Here is a 14,805-nt window from a genome sequence, read left to right on the forward strand (position 1 = left end):
GACAACCTGAAGTTCGACGTTGAACTGATCGCACCGATCGCAATGGAAGACGGTCTGCGCTTCGCGATCCGCGAAGGCGGCCGCACCGTTGGCGCGGGCGTTGTCTCCAAGATCACCGAGTGATCTTAGAGGTTGCGACAGGGTATTTGCGCCACAGTCCGGTTCAGGGCAGGCGCGAATGTCCCGACAGCAACACGCTGGCAAGTAAAGAAAGGGCGTCCCGCGGGGCGCCCTTTTTGCGTGTTTAATCGCTTTCTCCAGAAAGTAGCTCGACTAGGGCGACGTTCACATAGTAATTATTTCTGCCCTCTACGATTTTCATCAGTGGAAGCTTTTCGTCGGCACTGAGCTTTTCCAGGTAACTCGTCGCTGTGGGCCTTGAAACGCCCAGCTCATCCATTACGAATTCTATTCGTGTGTAGGGATGGCGGAATAAGTTGTTGATAAGATCTTGAGAATAGATTTTTCGATGTTCGCTTCGGATGTGATCCTTGAAAAATGCCATCTCGATTCTGATGCCTTCTATCAGATCCAAAGTCAGTTTTGCCGTGCGAGTAACAATATTGAGCATGTAAACGACCCAGTCTTCCCAATTCCCGGTGTCGCGTACTTCTTGTAAGAGGCGATAATAGTCTGATTTTGTTTCGTTTATACCACGGCTCATATAGAGGATTGGTATCCCTAGTAGCCCTTCCTTTGTGAGGTAGAGCACGTTGAGCATTCTCCCCAATCGCCCGTTTCCGTCCGGGAACGGGTGGATGCTTTCAAATTGATGGTGAATGATTGCCATGCTTATTAGCGGGTCGAGCTCAGAAGGTGAATTGATGAAGATCTCTAGTTCAGCCATTTGAGCGTCTATAAGATCGGCTTCCTGCGTCGGCACGTATACAATTTCCCCAGAGTTATTCTGAAGACCGGTGCCAGGCAACTTCCGAAAGCCGTCGCTGCGGTTCTTCAAAAGGCGAAACATCTCAATTAACGTCCTGTTCGTCAGTAAACCGTTCTCACAAAGATGTTCGAAACCGAGCCGAAGCGCGTCCCGATATACGGCCACTTCTTTGGAGGGACCGCTAAGGGCTGTGTCGCGATCCGCACTGCCACGGAACAACTCGTCGTTGGTGGTCACGATGTTTTCGATTTCCGAGCTCTCTTTTGCTTCTTGCAGTGACAGAGTATCGATTAGAATGCCTTGATTGGGTATGACAGGGGCTCGCCCTTTGACTTCCGCTAGCGCTCGCGTCGCAGCGTTCAGCGCCTTCAAAATTGGCAGGGTGTCGAAGTTGTAGTTGGGTGGAAGCGAAGGGATATTGTAAGTTTGTTTTAATGAACGTTCCGACATGCAAAGAAAATCCTGTTTTCTTTAAGTGTCGACGGGGGCCTGCAAAGAAACAAGCTTTTTTTTTGCATGGCTTGGTTCCGCCTTTCCCCCTTGCCAGACCCCCGAATAAGGCGTAGATAGCGCCATCCCGCGATGCGGGACGAAGGCGGGGTGATTCCCGCCTTTTGGGTTCGATGAGGGTTCGTGGTGGTCACGGTGCCTTCCTCTCAACCTTAACGCCGATAAAAGGCTGACGAAATGCAAAGTCAAAACATTCGCATTCGGCTGAAGGCTTTCGATTACCGTGTGCTGGACGCAAGCACTCAGGAAATCGTGAACACTGCAAAGCGCACCGGCGCGCAGGTTCGTGGCCCGATCCCGCTTCCGAACAAGATCGAAAAATTCACCGTTCTGCGTGGCCCCCACGTTGACAAGAAATCTCGCGATCAGTTCGAGATCCGTACGCACAAGCGTATGCTCGACATCGTCGACCCGACACCCCAGACCGTGGATGCGCTGATGAAGCTCGACCTGGCCGCTGGTGTTGACGTCGAAATCAAGCTGCAGTCGTAAGATCGGAGGGTAATGAAAATGCGCTCTGGTATTATCGCAAAAAAAGTGGGCATGACCCGCTTGTTCCTGGAAGACGGCAAGCAGATCCCTGTGACCGTTCTTTCGCTGGACGGCCTGCAGGTTGTCGCTCAGCGCACCGAGGAAAAGGACGGCTACACCGCTGTTCAGCTCGGCGCCGGTTCCGCAAAAGTAAAGCGCGTGTCTCAGGCACTGCGCGGTCACTTTGCAGCCGCAAAAGTTGAGCCCAAGCGTAAGCTGGTCGAATTCCGCGTTCCCGCTGAAGGCCTGATCGAAGTTGGTGCAGAAATCTCTGCCGAACACTTCCTGGCAGGTCAGAAAGTGGACGTCACCGGTACCTCCATTGGTAAAGGTTTCGCGGGTGCAATGAAGCGTCACAACTTCGGTGGTCTGCGCGCTACCCACGGTGTGTCGATCTCTCACCGCTCCCACGGTTCCACCGGTCAGTGTCAGGATCCGGGTCGCGTCTTCAAAGGTAAGAAGATGGCCGGTCACATGGGTGCAGCCCGTGTAACCACCCAGAACCTGGAAGTCGTGAAAACCGACGCCGAACGCGGTCTGGTCTTCATCAAAGGCGCCGTACCTGGTCCGAAATCCGGCTGGGTTACCGTCAAAGACGCCGTGAAGAAGAAAGCTCCCGAAGGTCTGCCGTTCCCGGCTGCCGTGAAAACTGCGGAAGTAGCCGCGGAAGGTGGTGAAGCATGAAACTTGACGTGATCAAACTGGACGGCGGCGTTGCAGGCGACATCGAACTCTCTGAAGAGCTGTTCGGCCTGGAGCCGCGTGCGGACATCCTGCACCGTGTGGTCCGTTGGCAGCGTAACAACGCACAAGCCGGCACCCACAAGGTTCTGACCCGCTCCGAGACCTCCTACTCGACCAAGAAGATTTATCGCCAAAAAGGCACCGGTGGCGCACGTCACGGTGACCGTAACGCGCCGATCTTCCGTAAAGGTGGTATCTACAAAGGTCCGACCCCGCGTTCGCACGGCCACGACCTGCCGAAGAAGTTCCGCAAGCTGGGCCTGCGCCACGCGCTGTCCGCAAAAGCTAAAGCGGGTGAACTGGTCATCATCGAAGACGCAGCTGCCGAAGGCAAAACCGCTGCTCTGGCCAAACAGGTGAAAAACCTGGGCTGGAAACGCGCGCTGATCATCGACGGTGCATCCGTGAACGCTGACTTCCTCAAAGCGTCCAAAAATATTGAAGGTCTGGATATCCTGCCGACAATGGGCGCAAACGTCTATGACATCCTGAAGCGTGACACCCTGGTGATCACCAAAGCAGGTGTCGAAGCACTGGAGGCTCGCCTGAAATGAGCGCGAAGGCAGAACACTACGACGTGATCCGCAAGCCGATCATCACCGAGAAATCCACAATGGCATCTGAAAATGGCGCCGTGGTTTTCGAAGTTGCGATCGACTCCAACAAACCCCAGATCAAAGAAGCTGTTGAAGCGCTCTTTGGTGTGAAGGTCAAAGCGGTCAACACCACCGTCACCAAAGGTAAAGTGAAGCGTTTCCGCGGCACGCTGGGTAAGCGCCGCGACGTGAAAAAAGCCTATGTGACCCTGGAAGAAGGCAACACAATCGACGTGACCACCGGTCTCTGAGATTTGCCTCTCTGACAATTTAAGAAAGCCCCTCGCACTTCGCGGGGGGCTTTTTTCATGTCCGTGCCACTGTACCCGCCGCTTTATGCTATAGTCACGAGGGCCCGGCTTTGGGCTGTGTTAAGGTTTGTTAACGATGGGGTGGGCTTATGTGGAAAACGGCGTCTTCGGTGATTTTGGTGGTTGTGGTCTCGACGGCCTTGCTGGGCTGTGGCCGGGTTCAGAATTCGGTCCGTGAGGGGCCGCAGACCATGGACCCGCTGGCAGGCGCCTATACGGAGGCGTCAGCGACCGCGTCACAGTAGGCACGGGGTTTCTCCCGCGTGACCTGCGCCTGCCTACTCTTGGCCCGTCTCTGGCCGATCCCTGGCCGATCTATGGGCCGCGTCTGGCCCGCCTCTGGACAGTACGCGGGCGGCTGCGGTCGCCACGTCAGTGTGGCAGAGGCGACCATTTTGGCGTCCTTTTCAATTGTTGATGGGAATGTCATTGACCCGGCGGGGGAATAGCTTCATGTCATGGATGCTACGTTACCGTTTCTCGATTCTTTTCTGGCCTTCACGTCAACGGATCTCGATGTTGCCACGACGCGGCCCCAGCTGTCGCATCCTGCGGACAGCTCTCAACAAAAGGAATTGCGGAATGGCTACTGGCACCGTGAAATGGTTCAACTCTACCAAAGGTTTTGGCTTTATTGCTCCCGAAGATGGCGGCAAAGACGTCTTTGTTCACATCTCTGCGGTTGAGCGTTCCGGCCTGACCGGCCTGGCGGACAATCAGAAAGTAAACTACGAGCTGCAAGCGGGCCGTGACGGCCGCGAAAGCGCGATCAACCTGGAACTGATCTAAGGATCCCTAGGTGATGGCCACCGGCACGTCTGGTGGTGCTTGAGAATTGAGAAAGCCCCTCGCCAACTGCGGGGGGCTTTTGCGTGTTTATTTCGGCGTTTAGCCACGCGAAACGTAAGCCACAGAGGGCAGAGAAGCTGAGTCTGGGGGGGGCGACGCGCCTTTGCCTGAAGTTGATGTCAAATGTGGAAATTCGTTTACAGATCCGCTAAGGGTTGCATGCCAGTGGTTTTTTGTGACCATGTTGTTGGAAACTAATATTTTTAGTATTTGGGAGAAGCTAAATTGAAGCTTTCGATTTTTTTAGTTTGTCTTGCTGCAGGCATGTTGAGTGCATGTGATGTGCAGCGATCGCCTGCTCAACTGTACGAAGCTCGAAAGCCATTGGTCTTTGACCATTACAAGAATGGCGCCACATCCGACGAAATTGACAGAGACGTTCTTGATTGCCAGATCGAGGCTTCGCAGCGAGTGCCTCAGAATCTGCAAGTCCGAACAACACCTGCTTACACTACTCCTGTGAATACTTACTGCAGCGGTTCAGGATACTACGTTTCCTGCAATTCCTATGGCGGCCAGACAATTGGTGGCGACACTTATACGATCGATGTCAATAGTAGCTTGAGAGCGAAGGCGCGTGCGCAGTGTGTGGCAAGAAAGGGATACAGAGCCGTTTCCATTCCGCCCTGTCCAGTTGGTGTCAACGCAGAATCCATGAAATTAAAAAGCAAACAGGGTGTTCTGGCGCTTCCGAAGTTCTCAAGTAAAACTTGCTACTTTGCGGATGCCGAGAATTTTCTAGTAGGAGAGCCTTAGATATTTTTCTGGCATAACAAGCCGATTTGTCTTGGTGGTTTCAAACACTCCATTGCCTCCCCCCCGCGACTCTGATATGTCCCGCGCATCTTGCAGCCTCGGATTCGTTCCGGGGCTCATGATTTTTGGAAATGAGGGACCTTCGGGGCCCTATCAAATCGGTCACCTGAACCGACTACGTCAACACCCAGAACACCGGGATGGCGCGGGGCAGGGGGCTTTCACATAGCGGGTCCAAAGACAAAAACCTAAGGGCTCGCACGCTAAACGGAAGACAGAAAGCATGGCACTTAAGTCGTATAAGCCGACTACGCCGGGCCAGCGTGGGCTGGTTCTGATCGACCGTTCGGAGCTTTGGAAAGGGCGTCCGGTCAAGTCTCTCACTGAGGGTCTGACCAAATCGGGCGGCCGGAACAACACCGGACGGATCACTTCTCGCCGCCGTGGTGGTGGCGCAAAGCGTCTTTACCGGATCGTTGACTTCAAACGGAACAAATTTGATGTCGCCGCGACCGTCGAGCGCATTGAATATGACCCCAACCGTACTGCCTTTATCGCACTGGTAAAGTATGACGATGGCGAGCAGGCTTACATCCTCGCTCCGCAGCGTCTGGCAGTTGGTGATCAGGTCATCGCCTCCGCAAAGGCCGACATCAAACCGGGCAACGCAATGCCGTTCTCGGGCATGCCGATCGGTACCATCGTACACAACATCGAACTGAAACCGGGCAAAGGCGGCCAGATCGCTCGTGCCGCTGGTACTTATGCTCAGTTCGTTGGTCGTGACGGTGGCTACGCTCAGATCCGCCTGTCCTCGGGCGAACTGCGCATGGTCCGTCAGGAATGCATCGCCACCGTTGGTGCGGTTTCCAACCCGGACAACTCCAACCAGAACTACGGTAAAGCCGGTCGTATGCGCCACAAAGGCAAGCGTCCGTCCGTTCGTGGTGTGGTTATGAACCCGATCGATCACCCGCACGGTGGTGGTGAAGGTCGTACCTCTGGTGGTCGTCACCCGGTAACCCCCTGGGGTAAACCGACCAAAGGTAAGCGCACCCGCAATACCAACAAAGCGTCGCAAAAGCTCATCATCCGCTCGCGTCACGCCAAGAAGAAAGGGCGTTAATCTATGTCTCGCTCTGTATGGAAAGGCCCTTTCGTTGACGCTTACGTGCTGAAAAAAGCCGAAGCTGTTCGCGAATCTGGCAAAAACGAAGTGATCAAAATCTGGTCCCGTCGTTCCACCATTCTGCCCCAGTTCGTGGGTCTGACCTTTGGTGTGTACAACGGCCAGAAGCACATTCCCGTCAACGTCTCTGAGGACATGATCGGTCAGAAGTTCGGTGAGTATGCACCGACTCGGACCTATTACGGTCACGCAGCAGACAAAAAAGCGAAGCGGAAGTAAGTCATGGGTAAGGAAAAGAATCCCCGCCGCGTGGCAGACAACGAAGCAATGGCCAAAGTGCGCATGCTCCGGACCTCCCCGCAGAAACTGAACCTGGTGGCTCAGATGATCCGTGGCAAGAAAGTTGAGAAGGCTCTGACCGACCTGACTTTCTCCAACAAGCGGATTGCTCAGGACGTGAAGAAGTGCCTTCAGTCCGCCATCGCGAACGCCGAAAACAACCACAACCTGGACGTCGATTCTCTGATCGTCGCCGAGGCATGGGTTGGCAAGAACATGGTCATGAAACGCGGTCGTCCGCGGGCACGTGGCCGTTTCGGCAAGATCCTGAAACCGTTCTCTGAGCTCACCATCACGGTGCGTCAAGTCGAGGAGCAAGCCTAATGGGACATAAGGTCAATCCGGTTGGCATGCGCCTGCAGATCAACCGCACTTGGGACAGCCGCTGGTACGCAGACACCAAAGACTATGGTGACCTGCTGCTTGAGGACATCAAGATCCGCGAGTTCATCAAGGACGAGTGCAAGCAAGCGGGCATCGCCCGTGTGATCATCGAACGCCCCCACAAGAAGTGCCGTGTGACCATTCACACCGCGCGTCCGGGCGTCATCATCGGCAAGAAAGGTGCAGACATTGAAGTTCTGCGCAAGAAAGTCGCTGCGATGACCACCTCCGAGCTGCACCTGAACATCGTCGAAGTCCGCAAGCCGGAACTGGACGCACAGCTGGTTGGTGAGTCCATTGCTCAGCAGCTGGAACGCCGTGTTTCCTTCCGTCGTGCGATGAAGCGTGCCGTTCAGAACGCAATGCGCATGGGCGCCCAGGGTATCCGGGTGAACATCGCAGGCCGTCTGGGTGGCGCTGAAATCGCTCGTACCGAATGGTACCGCGAAGGTCGTGTGCCCCTGCACACCCTGCGCGCCGACATCGACTACGCGCACTCTGAAGCCATGACCCCCTATGGTATCATCGGGATCAAGACATGGATCTTCAAAGGCGAGATCATGGAAAATGATCCGCAAGCGCGTGACCGCAAATCCCAGGAAGTCCAAGACGGCCCGGCACCTCGCGGTGCAGGCGGCAACCGTCGTGGCGACCGCTAAGGAGAACGCGACATGCTTCAGCCAAAGCGCACTAAATTCCGTAAGATGTTCAAAGGCCGGATCAAGGGCGAAGCCAAAGGTGGCTCTGATCTGAACTTTGGCACCTACGGCCTCAAGGCAACCACACCCGAGCGTGTGACTGCCCGTCAGATCGAAGCTGCACGTCGTGCAATGACGCGTCACATGAAGCGTCAGGGCCGCGTATGGATCCGTATCTTCCCTGACGTTCCCGTAACCTCCAAGCCCGTCGAAGTTCGTATGGGTAAAGGTAAAGGTTCCGTGGACTTTTGGGCCTGCAAAGTGAAGCCGGGCCGCGTCATGTTCGAAATCGACGGCGTTGCCGAAGATATCGCCCGTGAAGCGCTGCGTCTCGCTGCCATGAAACTGCCGGTGAAAACCCGCGTTGTGGTGCGCGAAGACTGGTAATCCCAGCTTTTCGGAAAAAATAAAGACCCCCGTCAGGCAACTGGCGGGGGTTTTCTTTTGTGAGGGCGTCGTGGTTGGGGGCCAGCCCCCAAACCCCCGGGATATTTTGGAAAAGATGAAGTGAGGGTCGCGGGGGGGCGTGAGCCTGTCGCACAGCTTACACGTTCACTATACTTTGCGATTTCACGATGTGGCCTGAGATTAAACGCGGCCTTCGAGACTAGCTGAAATCAGCCCTTGTCTTCAAAATAGTAGGGGGCGTTCGGTGGATCGAAAACGCCCTGATCAACCAAAGCGTCCAAGTCATCTGGCAACATATTCCCCATGATGTCGCAACGCGCCATAGTTATAAGTTTGAAGGCGCCATTGGTCTCAAGAGAGCCCAAATAGGTCTCAACGTCTTCGAGTGTTTGCATGTGGCTGGGTTGATGGAAGAATTGGTTCAATTCCTGAAGGGCTGCATGAACCTTCATCAGGTCCCGCAAGGTCACAACAACCGTTCGATCAGCAGGTATATTCTCCTCGATCCCGTAGAAAGCATGTTCAATAATATTGTCAGTGTATTCTTTTTTCATTCCATCCTCTGAACAGTGAATTCTGCGTTGCAGTTGGTTCCTGCGTTCCCGCACGAGACATTATAATGAGCTTTAAACATTTCTTGGGCCCTCTATCGAGCTGCGTCAGTATTGAAAGCAACTGTTGGAAACGTGGCCGGCAGTTCAGGGCGCAAAGCTTCCAAGTTTAACGATCCCGTTTTGATTTTTCGGAATTCGCAACCTTCCCTTAGGGTTTCGGATCCAATCTCCGGGCCATCAATGACCTTAGGGAAGTTCAAAACAATGAAGACCTTTGCAGCTCTGAAATCCTGTGTTGCCTCTGCCGCCTGTGTGATCGCACTGGCCACTTCTGCTTCTGCCGTGGAGCTGAAGCTCTTGACCGAAGACTACGCGCCGCTGAACTTTGAACAGGGCGGCCAGATCGTTGGCCTTGGCGCCGATCAGGTGGTTGAAATGATGTCCCGTGCGGGCGTGGCTTACGATATGGAGCTGACCCAGTGGTCCCGTGCGATCAATCTGGCGGAAAAGAAGCCCGACACCTGCGTGTTCTCCACCACCCACACGGCCGAACGCGATCCGAACTTCCAATGGGTCGAACCGCTTGCTGCGGATCGCACTGTGCTGGTCAAAGCCAAGGGCAGCGATGTGGCTGTGGCGGATGTGGCCGCAGCTGCGGCACTGCGCACTGGTACACAGACCGGCGACTACACCGTCGGTGTTCTGGAAGAAAACGGCTTTGGCAAAGTGGACCTGTCGCCGACCCCGGAAACCACGATCAAGAAGCTGCTCGCGGGTCGTATTGATCTGATGGTCACCTCGCAGTCTTTCTTTGAGGCCTCGATCGCGGCGGGTGTCGAGATTGAAGAGGTGCTGGTCCTGTCAGAGACCATTATGTCGGTGGCCTGCAGCAAATCCACCGATTCGGCCGTGGTCGCCAGCCTGCAGGCGGCGCTGCAGTCGATGATCGACGATGGCACTCAGGCGGACATCCAGGCCAAATACAACTGATCCGCGCCTTTGATCCGCATCCCGGTTTTCCGAGGTGCCACAAAGCCCCCGCCCGGCAACCGGCGGGGGTTTTTTGGTCTTGCGGGCATTTCCCTCGGTTTTCTGTCGCAAATGGTTTGGGAAGAGGGGCCGCTTGGCTGTTAGGGCAGGGCCAAGACTGAGCTCTGAGGAGAGGATTTCGACAATGACCAAAGAAACCGTTCTGGTGACATCCGCCACTGGCCGTATTGGCCGGGAACTGGTCGCGCGCCTGTCGCAGGCCGGCACCTTCACCGTGCGCGCCTGTTACTTCAGCGACAGCAAAGTGGACCTCCTCAAGGCGCTTGGGGCGGATGAGGTGGTGAAATTTGACCTCTCGGATGCCACGACATGGGATGCAGCGCTGGACGGGGTCAGTGCAATCTATTCGGCCTCTCTCGATCCGATGCTGGAAGGGCATCTGGCTTTCTGCAAGGAACTGGGCAATCGCACTGCGCAGATCAAACATGTGGTGCGCGTCAGCTGCATGGGGGCGGATACCAATACTGCGTCCTATGAGGCGGACACCCATGCCTCGCGCGAGGGGGCGGCGATCCCGCTGATGCTGCAGCACTACTGGTGGGGCGAAAAGGCGCTGATTGATGCGGGCCTCACGGTGACCGCGCTGCGCAATAACTTCTTTATGAACCACCTGCTGAAAACTGATTGCGACACCATCCGCGACGAGGGCTGGTTCAGCAATCCACTGGGCAATATCCGCAATTCCTTTGTGGCCACCCGCGACATCGCCGAAGCAGCCGCCGTGGTCCTGACCGAAGGGCCCGTGCGTCACGGCAACAAATTCTACGACATCACCGGCCCGGTGCCGCAGTCGATGGCGGAAATCGCGGCCGATCTGGGCCGCGCGATGGGGCAGGACATTGAATACCGCCCCCAATCCATGACCCAGTTCGAAGCCGACTTTGGCGCCACACGCGCCGAATTCTTTGAGTATCTGACCAATGGCTTCTACACCCGCAGCAGCCCGGATTTCTATAATATCACCGGTCACAAGCCGACGTCCTATTTTGACTATCTGACCACCAAAGGGGCCTCGGGTGAAACCGGCCTTGAGGAGCTGTGGCAGGGCAACCTTTGGAAAAAGGGCGAGGATGCGATGAAGGAAGCGGTGTCTGCGGCTGCGGACTGATCCGTTGACCTGAAACATCAGCGGGGGCTGTCGGAAGATGGCCCCCGTTTTGCTGGGGCTGAGCGGGGCGGCAAGAGGGATCGCTTATGGGGCAGCCCTGCGCTAGAACGCCTTTATGGCCCAGATTGATTCCCTCTTCGTGACCCGCCTTTATCGTGCCTCCCTGTCAGAGCACGGCCCTAAAATCGATGCGCAGGAGATGGAGAACTCCTGCATTGCCATTGCCGAGGATGACGAGGCAGGCCAGGACTGGTGCGAGGAGCACGGCTATCCCGGCTATACGTCCTATGCCTCGCTCACCGATCTGCCGTGGCGGTTTCCGATCTTCAAGGATCTGGTCGACAGTCTGGACGCCCATGTTGCCGCCTTTGCCGAGGATCTGGAACTGAACCTCGATGGCCGCAAGCTGGTGCTCGAGGATCTGTGGATCAATATCCTGCCCGAAGGCGGCACCCACGCCAGCCATATTCACCCGCATTCGGTGATTTCCGGCACCACCTATGTCTCCATGCCGGAAGGCGCATCCGCGCTGAAGCTGGAAGATCCGCGCCACGCGATGATGATGGCGCATCCGCCGCGCAATTCTGACTGCCGCCAAGAACTGCGGACCTTTGTTTATCAATCGCCCAAGGTCGGTGATGTCCTCTTGTGGGAAAGCTTCATCCGCCACGAGGTGCCGCTCAATATGGCCGAAGAAGAACGTATTTCTGTTTCGTTCAATTATCGGTGGGAGTGAGCGAGCTTCCCGGAAACGCTCCGGGGGAGCGTTTCGCTCGCGAACGGGCGGAGCCCCAGCAGCGCCGCGAAGCGGCAATCGCTCCGGGGGAGCGATTGAGGGGCGAACGGGCGGAGCCCAAGCGACCCCGCACCGCCATTGACCTTGCCCCGCTTAGTAGCGATCGGCTGCATTCCGCCCCATCTGACGCCCCTCTTGATCGCTTGTCCAAAACCGCGCAGCATTCTGGCGGGTCTTTGGAATGGGGGTCTTAGAGATGCGAATTGCAGGAGTATTGGCCGTGTTGGGTCTGGGAACAGCATCGGTGGCATGCGCAGACGGGCGGCAAGAGGTCGTCACGCTTATGTCCGGCGGGCAAGAGGTCGTGGGCACGCTCATGCGCCCAGATGGTGCCCCGGCGCCTGTGGTCCTGATGCTGCATGGCTTCACCGGCGCGCGTGACGAATTGGCCAGCGACCATGTGCCCGCAGGCGTCTTTGGCCATACGGCCGCGAAACTGGCCGATGCGGGCTATGCCTCGCTTCGGATTGATTTCCGTGGATCGGGCGAAAGCCTTGCGGATCTGACCTTTGCCGACACAACGTTCGAAGGCCAGATCGCCGATGGCCTTGCCGCGCTGGAGTATCTGGCGACCTCAGCGGCTGTGCAGGGCGAAAAAATCTATGTGATCGGCTGGAGCCAGGGCGGGCTGGTGGCCTCAGCCGTGGCGGGCCGTTCTGGCACCCCGCGCGCGGTGGCGCTGTGGAACGCGGTGGGCACGCCGATGCAGACCTTCAGCGACCTTCTGGGAACCGAGGCGGTAGAAGCTGCCATCGCCGCCGAGGCAGATGCCACCCTGGGCTTCACCCTGCCGTGGGGGGCAGAGCTGGACCTGAAGGGCGCGTTCTTCGATCAGGTCGCCACCTTTGACCCCATGGCCGAGATCGCCGCCTATCCCGGCCCGCTGTTGGTGGCCCAAGGCGACAAAGACACCGCCGTGCTGCCGGAAAACGGGCCGAAATACATCGAGGCCCACACTGGCACCGAACGCCTGTGGGCCGCGGATATGGACCATGTGTTCAATATCTTTGGCGAGTCCACCACGCTCGACGCGCTGATCGGCGAGACGATTGCCTTCTTTGACGGGGTGCATTGAAGAACAGGAGAAGGGTGGGAGACCGCTGTTCTGCAATAAGAGGTATCCCATCTTATGTGATTGAATTTTTTGTGACTTTGTACGATAGCTTGCAGCATTGATTGAACTATTGCCGTTGGCTAGGAGAACTTTTGTCACAACTTAAGACGCTTGAATTGTTGGACGTGATGGAAATCCACGAACGCTTGGTAGACGACGCAATTGAGTCGGAAGACCCAATTTCTCCGCCGGGAGTGAAAAATGAAGGCCTTTTGAACTCAGCGTTGTCTCGACAACTAGTCGGTATGGGGGACACATTAAAGTATGCCGACCCTATCGAAAACGCGGCTACTCTTTGCTACGGCGTATGCTGTAATCACGCGTTTCACAACGGCAACAAGCGAACGGCATTGGTTGCGCTCATGTGCCACTTGGATCGAAATGGGTACACTTTTACCGATCGTGCAAGCCAAGATGTGTTGTATTCCTTCATGATCCGAGTTGCTAACCATTCCATTTTGCCGAAGAAAAAGAAGGCGCTTTATCATGATAACTCTGATGCTGAAGTATCAGAGATGGCCTCGTGGATTCGAAGACGTACTCGGCGCATCGAAAAGAGCGAAAGGTCGCTGTCGTACCCTGAATTTGAAAGGGTTCTTCGGGCGCACGATGTCTACTTCGAAAACCATAAAAACAATACTGTTGATGTCGTGAAGTACGAAACAGTTGTGACGAAGAAGGGGTGGTTTGGTTTAAAAGAAGTGTCGGCCCGAGAGGCCAAAAAGGTGGCCAACATTCCCTACTTTCCTTCAAGGACTGTTGGCAAGAAGCTAGTTCGTTCTGTTAGAATGCAGGCGGGCTTGTCACATGACGATGGGGTGGATTCGACACTTTTCTATGGCGTGGAAGCTAAACCTGATGATTTTATTCAGAAGTATAAGCGAGTCTTGCGGCGACTTGCAAAAACTTGACCCCTCTCCGCAACGCCAACTTTCCCTTGCCCCCGCTTGCAATTTCCCTTAAAGGAACCCATCGCTCTTGGGACTCGCCATGCGAATCCCTTTGGGCGATGATTTTTTTTCGTGCTTCCGACTTGTTCGGGATCACGTGTTACATAACCCACCAGATCACAAGGTGACCCGTCATAAGGGGCCTTCTGGTGCCAAGGAAAAGGAACAAAGGCGATGAACGCCAATGATCTTCGCGAGAAGACCGTGGATGAACTCCGCGAGCTGCTTGCTTCCATGAAAAAAGAGAGCTTCAACCTGCGTTTTCAGCAGGCAACCGGTCAGCTGGAAAACACTGCTGCTGTGCGCAACGCGCGCCGTAACGCAGCCCGTGTGAACACCATCCTGAACGAAAAAGCCGCAGCAGCGGCTGAATAAGGAGCTACTCGAATGCCCAAACGTATCCTGTCTGGCGTCGTGACCTCCGACGCAAACGCACAGACCGTAACCGTGTCCGTTGAACGTCGCTTCACGCACCCGGTTCTGAAGAAAACCATCCGTAAGTCCAAAAAATACCGGGCTCACGATGAAAAGAACGCTTTCAAGGTCGGCGACTCTGTACGCATCATCGAATGCGCGCCGAAATCGAAAACGAAACGCTGGGAAGTTCTGGAAGCCTAAGAGCCTGATTTTCAGGCTCCTGGCGACTAGGCTTTTTAGCACAGTCGAAACCCTGGGGGATCACAGCAACGCATCGCTGCCCCATAGGTCGGGAGAAACCACATGATCCAGATGCAAACAAATCTGGATGTTGCTGACAACTCCGGCGCTCGCCGAGTTCAGTGCATCAAGGTTCTGGGTGGCTCCAAGCGTAAATACGCTTCCGTAGGCGACGTTATCGTTGTCTCGGTTAAAGAAGCCATCCCGCGCGGTCGCGTTAAAAAGGGTGACGTCCGTAAGGCCGTCGTCGTGCGCACCGCCAAAGAGGTCCGTCGTGAAGACGGCACCGCAATCCGTTTTGACCGCAACGCAGCTGTTATCCTGAACAACAGCGGCGAGCCGGTCGGCACCCGTATCTTCGGCCCGGTTGTTCGCGAACTGCGCGCGAAAAACTTCATGAAGATCATCTCTCTGGCTCCGGAGGTGCTGTAA

The 14,805-nt window shown here is 55.7% G+C and carries 23 protein-coding genes; 21 read left to right on the plus strand and 2 right to left on the minus strand.

The window, feature by feature from the left end; all coding sequences use genetic code 11:
• Window positions 1-123 (plus strand): EF-Tu C-terminal domain-related protein (locus tag TRM7557_RS19555; RefSeq protein WP_459565660.1); only part of this gene is annotated, 123 nt, incomplete at its 5' end.
• Between the two features lie 121 nt (window positions 124-244).
• Here TRM7557_RS19555 and TRM7557_RS06710 read toward each other — a convergent pair.
• Window positions 245-1,339 carry a Fic family protein gene (locus TRM7557_RS06710; RefSeq protein WP_058289454.1) on the minus strand — a complete coding sequence of 365 codons (1,095 nt, stop codon included), beginning with the start codon at window positions 1,337-1,339 and terminating at the stop codon, window positions 245-247.
• Between the two features lie 237 nt (window positions 1,340-1,576).
• On the opposite strand from TRM7557_RS06710, the gene rpsJ reads away from it, so the two are divergent.
• From rpsJ to rplP, 12 genes are all read left to right on the plus strand, one after another.
• Window positions 1,577-1,891: a 30S ribosomal protein S10 gene (gene rpsJ / locus TRM7557_RS06715; RefSeq protein WP_058289455.1), complete on the plus strand. Its 315-nt coding sequence runs from the start codon at window positions 1,577-1,579 to the stop codon at window positions 1,889-1,891.
• A gap of 18 nt (window positions 1,892-1,909) precedes the next feature.
• Window positions 1,910-2,614, plus strand: a complete 705-nt coding sequence (rplC, locus tag TRM7557_RS06720) for a 50S ribosomal protein L3 (RefSeq protein WP_058289568.1) — start codon at window positions 1,910-1,912, stop codon at window positions 2,612-2,614.
• The gene (gene rplD, locus TRM7557_RS06725; protein ID WP_058289456.1) at window positions 2,611-3,228 is read left to right on the plus strand and encodes a 50S ribosomal protein L4; all 618 of its coding nucleotides are present in this window, start codon (window positions 2,611-2,613) and stop codon (window positions 3,226-3,228) included. The genes rplC and rplD overlap by 4 nt, the downstream gene beginning before the upstream one ends.
• On the plus strand, window positions 3,225-3,521 hold the full coding sequence (locus TRM7557_RS06730; RefSeq protein WP_058289457.1) for a 50S ribosomal protein L23: 297 nt from the start codon (window positions 3,225-3,227) through the stop codon (window positions 3,519-3,521). The genes rplD and TRM7557_RS06730 overlap by 4 nt, the downstream gene beginning before the upstream one ends.
• 149 nt (window positions 3,522-3,670) lie before the next feature.
• Complete coding sequence (locus tag TRM7557_RS20000) at window positions 3,671-3,826, plus strand: hypothetical protein (RefSeq protein WP_165592423.1); 156 nt, start codon at window positions 3,671-3,673, stop codon at window positions 3,824-3,826.
• Window positions 3,827-4,163: 337 nt separating this feature from the next.
• On the plus strand, window positions 4,164-4,370 hold the full coding sequence (locus TRM7557_RS06735; protein WP_058289458.1) for a cold-shock protein: 207 nt from the start codon (window positions 4,164-4,166) through the stop codon (window positions 4,368-4,370).
• Window positions 4,371-4,640: 270 nt separating this feature from the next.
• Complete coding sequence (locus TRM7557_RS19830) at window positions 4,641-5,186, plus strand: hypothetical protein (RefSeq protein WP_165592424.1); 546 nt, start codon at window positions 4,641-4,643, stop codon at window positions 5,184-5,186.
• Between the two features lie 283 nt (window positions 5,187-5,469).
• Entirely contained in the window at window positions 5,470-6,312 is an 843-nt protein-coding gene (rplB, locus tag TRM7557_RS06740; protein ID WP_058289459.1) for a 50S ribosomal protein L2, read from the plus strand.
• A gap of 3 nt (window positions 6,313-6,315) precedes the next feature.
• Window positions 6,316-6,594, plus strand: coding sequence for a 30S ribosomal protein S19 (gene rpsS, locus TRM7557_RS06745; RefSeq protein ID WP_058289460.1), 279 nt, complete (start codon window positions 6,316-6,318; stop codon window positions 6,592-6,594).
• Window positions 6,595-6,597: 3 nt separating this feature from the next.
• Entirely contained in the window at window positions 6,598-6,978 is a 381-nt protein-coding gene (rplV, locus tag TRM7557_RS06750; protein WP_058289461.1) for a 50S ribosomal protein L22, read from the plus strand.
• Window positions 6,978-7,697 carry a 30S ribosomal protein S3 gene (gene rpsC / locus TRM7557_RS06755; RefSeq protein WP_058289462.1) on the plus strand — a complete coding sequence of 240 codons (720 nt, stop codon included), beginning with the start codon at window positions 6,978-6,980 and terminating at the stop codon, window positions 7,695-7,697. Before rplV ends, rpsC begins: the two co-directional genes overlap by 1 nt.
• Before the next feature lie 12 nt (window positions 7,698-7,709).
• Window positions 7,710-8,123: a 50S ribosomal protein L16 gene (gene rplP, locus TRM7557_RS06760; RefSeq protein ID WP_058289463.1), complete on the plus strand. Its 414-nt coding sequence runs from the start codon at window positions 7,710-7,712 to the stop codon at window positions 8,121-8,123.
• A gap of 230 nt (window positions 8,124-8,353) precedes the next feature.
• Here the strand turns inward: rplP and TRM7557_RS06765 are convergent, their stop codons facing one another.
• Window positions 8,354-8,698, minus strand: a complete 345-nt coding sequence (locus tag TRM7557_RS06765; protein WP_058289464.1) for a hypothetical protein — start codon at window positions 8,696-8,698, stop codon at window positions 8,354-8,356.
• Window positions 8,699-8,962: 264 nt separating this feature from the next.
• On the opposite strand from TRM7557_RS06765, the gene TRM7557_RS06770 reads away from it, so the two are divergent.
• The 8 genes from TRM7557_RS06770 (at window position 8,963) to rplN (ending at window position 14,805) form a co-directional block, all read left to right on the plus strand.
• The gene (locus TRM7557_RS06770) at window positions 8,963-9,688 is read left to right on the plus strand and encodes a substrate-binding periplasmic protein (RefSeq protein WP_058289465.1); all 726 of its coding nucleotides are present in this window, start codon (window positions 8,963-8,965) and stop codon (window positions 9,686-9,688) included.
• A gap of 184 nt (window positions 9,689-9,872) precedes the next feature.
• Entirely contained in the window at window positions 9,873-10,856 is a 984-nt protein-coding gene (locus tag TRM7557_RS06775; RefSeq protein ID WP_058289466.1) for an NAD(P)H-binding protein, read from the plus strand.
• 115 nt (window positions 10,857-10,971) lie between these two features.
• Window positions 10,972-11,592, plus strand: a complete 621-nt coding sequence (locus tag TRM7557_RS06780) for a TIGR02466 family protein (RefSeq protein WP_058289467.1) — start codon at window positions 10,972-10,974, stop codon at window positions 11,590-11,592.
• A gap of 256 nt (window positions 11,593-11,848) precedes the next feature.
• Window positions 11,849-12,727 carry an alpha/beta hydrolase family protein gene (locus TRM7557_RS06790; RefSeq protein WP_074942053.1) on the plus strand — a complete coding sequence of 293 codons (879 nt, stop codon included), beginning with the start codon at window positions 11,849-11,851 and terminating at the stop codon, window positions 12,725-12,727.
• 131 nt (window positions 12,728-12,858) lie between these two features.
• Entirely contained in the window at window positions 12,859-13,677 is an 819-nt protein-coding gene (locus tag TRM7557_RS06795) for a type II toxin-antitoxin system death-on-curing family toxin (protein WP_207382632.1), read from the plus strand.
• Between the two features lie 213 nt (window positions 13,678-13,890).
• Entirely contained in the window at window positions 13,891-14,091 is a 201-nt protein-coding gene (gene rpmC / locus TRM7557_RS06800; RefSeq protein WP_058289471.1) for a 50S ribosomal protein L29, read from the plus strand.
• A gap of 12 nt (window positions 14,092-14,103) precedes the next feature.
• Window positions 14,104-14,334 carry a 30S ribosomal protein S17 gene (gene rpsQ / locus TRM7557_RS06805; protein ID WP_058289472.1) on the plus strand — a complete coding sequence of 77 codons (231 nt, stop codon included), beginning with the start codon at window positions 14,104-14,106 and terminating at the stop codon, window positions 14,332-14,334.
• A gap of 102 nt (window positions 14,335-14,436) precedes the next feature.
• On the plus strand, window positions 14,437-14,805 hold the full coding sequence (rplN, locus tag TRM7557_RS06810; RefSeq protein WP_058289473.1) for a 50S ribosomal protein L14: 369 nt from the start codon (window positions 14,437-14,439) through the stop codon (window positions 14,803-14,805).

Source organism: Tritonibacter multivorans (assembly GCF_001458415.1).
In the GTDB taxonomy this organism is placed as follows: Bacteria; Pseudomonadota; Alphaproteobacteria; order Rhodobacterales; family Rhodobacteraceae; genus Epibacterium; species Epibacterium multivorans.

Coding starts and splice junctions, on each gene's coding strand:
- TRM7557_RS06710 (WP_058289454.1), bottom strand. CDS start 1,339: ATGTCGGAACGTTCATTAAAACAAACTTACAATATCCCTTCGCTTCCA.
- rpsJ (WP_058289455.1), top strand. CDS start 1,577: ATGCAAAGTCAAAACATTCGCATTCGGCTGAAGGCTTTCGATTACCGT.
- rplC (WP_058289568.1), top strand. CDS start 1,910: ATGCGCTCTGGTATTATCGCAAAAAAAGTGGGCATGACCCGCTTGTTC.
- rplD (WP_058289456.1), top strand. CDS start 2,611: ATGAAACTTGACGTGATCAAACTGGACGGCGGCGTTGCAGGCGACATC.
- TRM7557_RS06730 (WP_058289457.1), top strand. CDS start 3,225: ATGAGCGCGAAGGCAGAACACTACGACGTGATCCGCAAGCCGATCATC.
- TRM7557_RS20000 (WP_165592423.1), top strand. CDS start 3,671: ATGTGGAAAACGGCGTCTTCGGTGATTTTGGTGGTTGTGGTCTCGACG.
- TRM7557_RS06735 (WP_058289458.1), top strand. CDS start 4,164: ATGGCTACTGGCACCGTGAAATGGTTCAACTCTACCAAAGGTTTTGGC.
- rplB (WP_058289459.1), top strand. CDS start 5,470: ATGGCACTTAAGTCGTATAAGCCGACTACGCCGGGCCAGCGTGGGCTG.
- rpsS (WP_058289460.1), top strand. CDS start 6,316: ATGTCTCGCTCTGTATGGAAAGGCCCTTTCGTTGACGCTTACGTGCTG.
- rplV (WP_058289461.1), top strand. CDS start 6,598: ATGGGTAAGGAAAAGAATCCCCGCCGCGTGGCAGACAACGAAGCAATG.
- rpsC (WP_058289462.1), top strand. CDS start 6,978: ATGGGACATAAGGTCAATCCGGTTGGCATGCGCCTGCAGATCAACCGC.
- rplP (WP_058289463.1), top strand. CDS start 7,710: ATGCTTCAGCCAAAGCGCACTAAATTCCGTAAGATGTTCAAAGGCCGG.
- TRM7557_RS06765 (WP_058289464.1), bottom strand. CDS start 8,698: ATGAAAAAAGAATACACTGACAATATTATTGAACATGCTTTCTACGGG.
- TRM7557_RS06770 (WP_058289465.1), top strand. CDS start 8,963: ATGAAGACCTTTGCAGCTCTGAAATCCTGTGTTGCCTCTGCCGCCTGT.
- TRM7557_RS06775 (WP_058289466.1), top strand. CDS start 9,873: ATGACCAAAGAAACCGTTCTGGTGACATCCGCCACTGGCCGTATTGGC.
- TRM7557_RS06780 (WP_058289467.1), top strand. CDS start 10,972: ATGGCCCAGATTGATTCCCTCTTCGTGACCCGCCTTTATCGTGCCTCC.
- TRM7557_RS06790 (WP_074942053.1), top strand. CDS start 11,849: ATGCGAATTGCAGGAGTATTGGCCGTGTTGGGTCTGGGAACAGCATCG.
- rpmC (WP_058289471.1), top strand. CDS start 13,891: ATGAACGCCAATGATCTTCGCGAGAAGACCGTGGATGAACTCCGCGAG.
- rpsQ (WP_058289472.1), top strand. CDS start 14,104: ATGCCCAAACGTATCCTGTCTGGCGTCGTGACCTCCGACGCAAACGCA.
- rplN (WP_058289473.1), top strand. CDS start 14,437: ATGATCCAGATGCAAACAAATCTGGATGTTGCTGACAACTCCGGCGCT.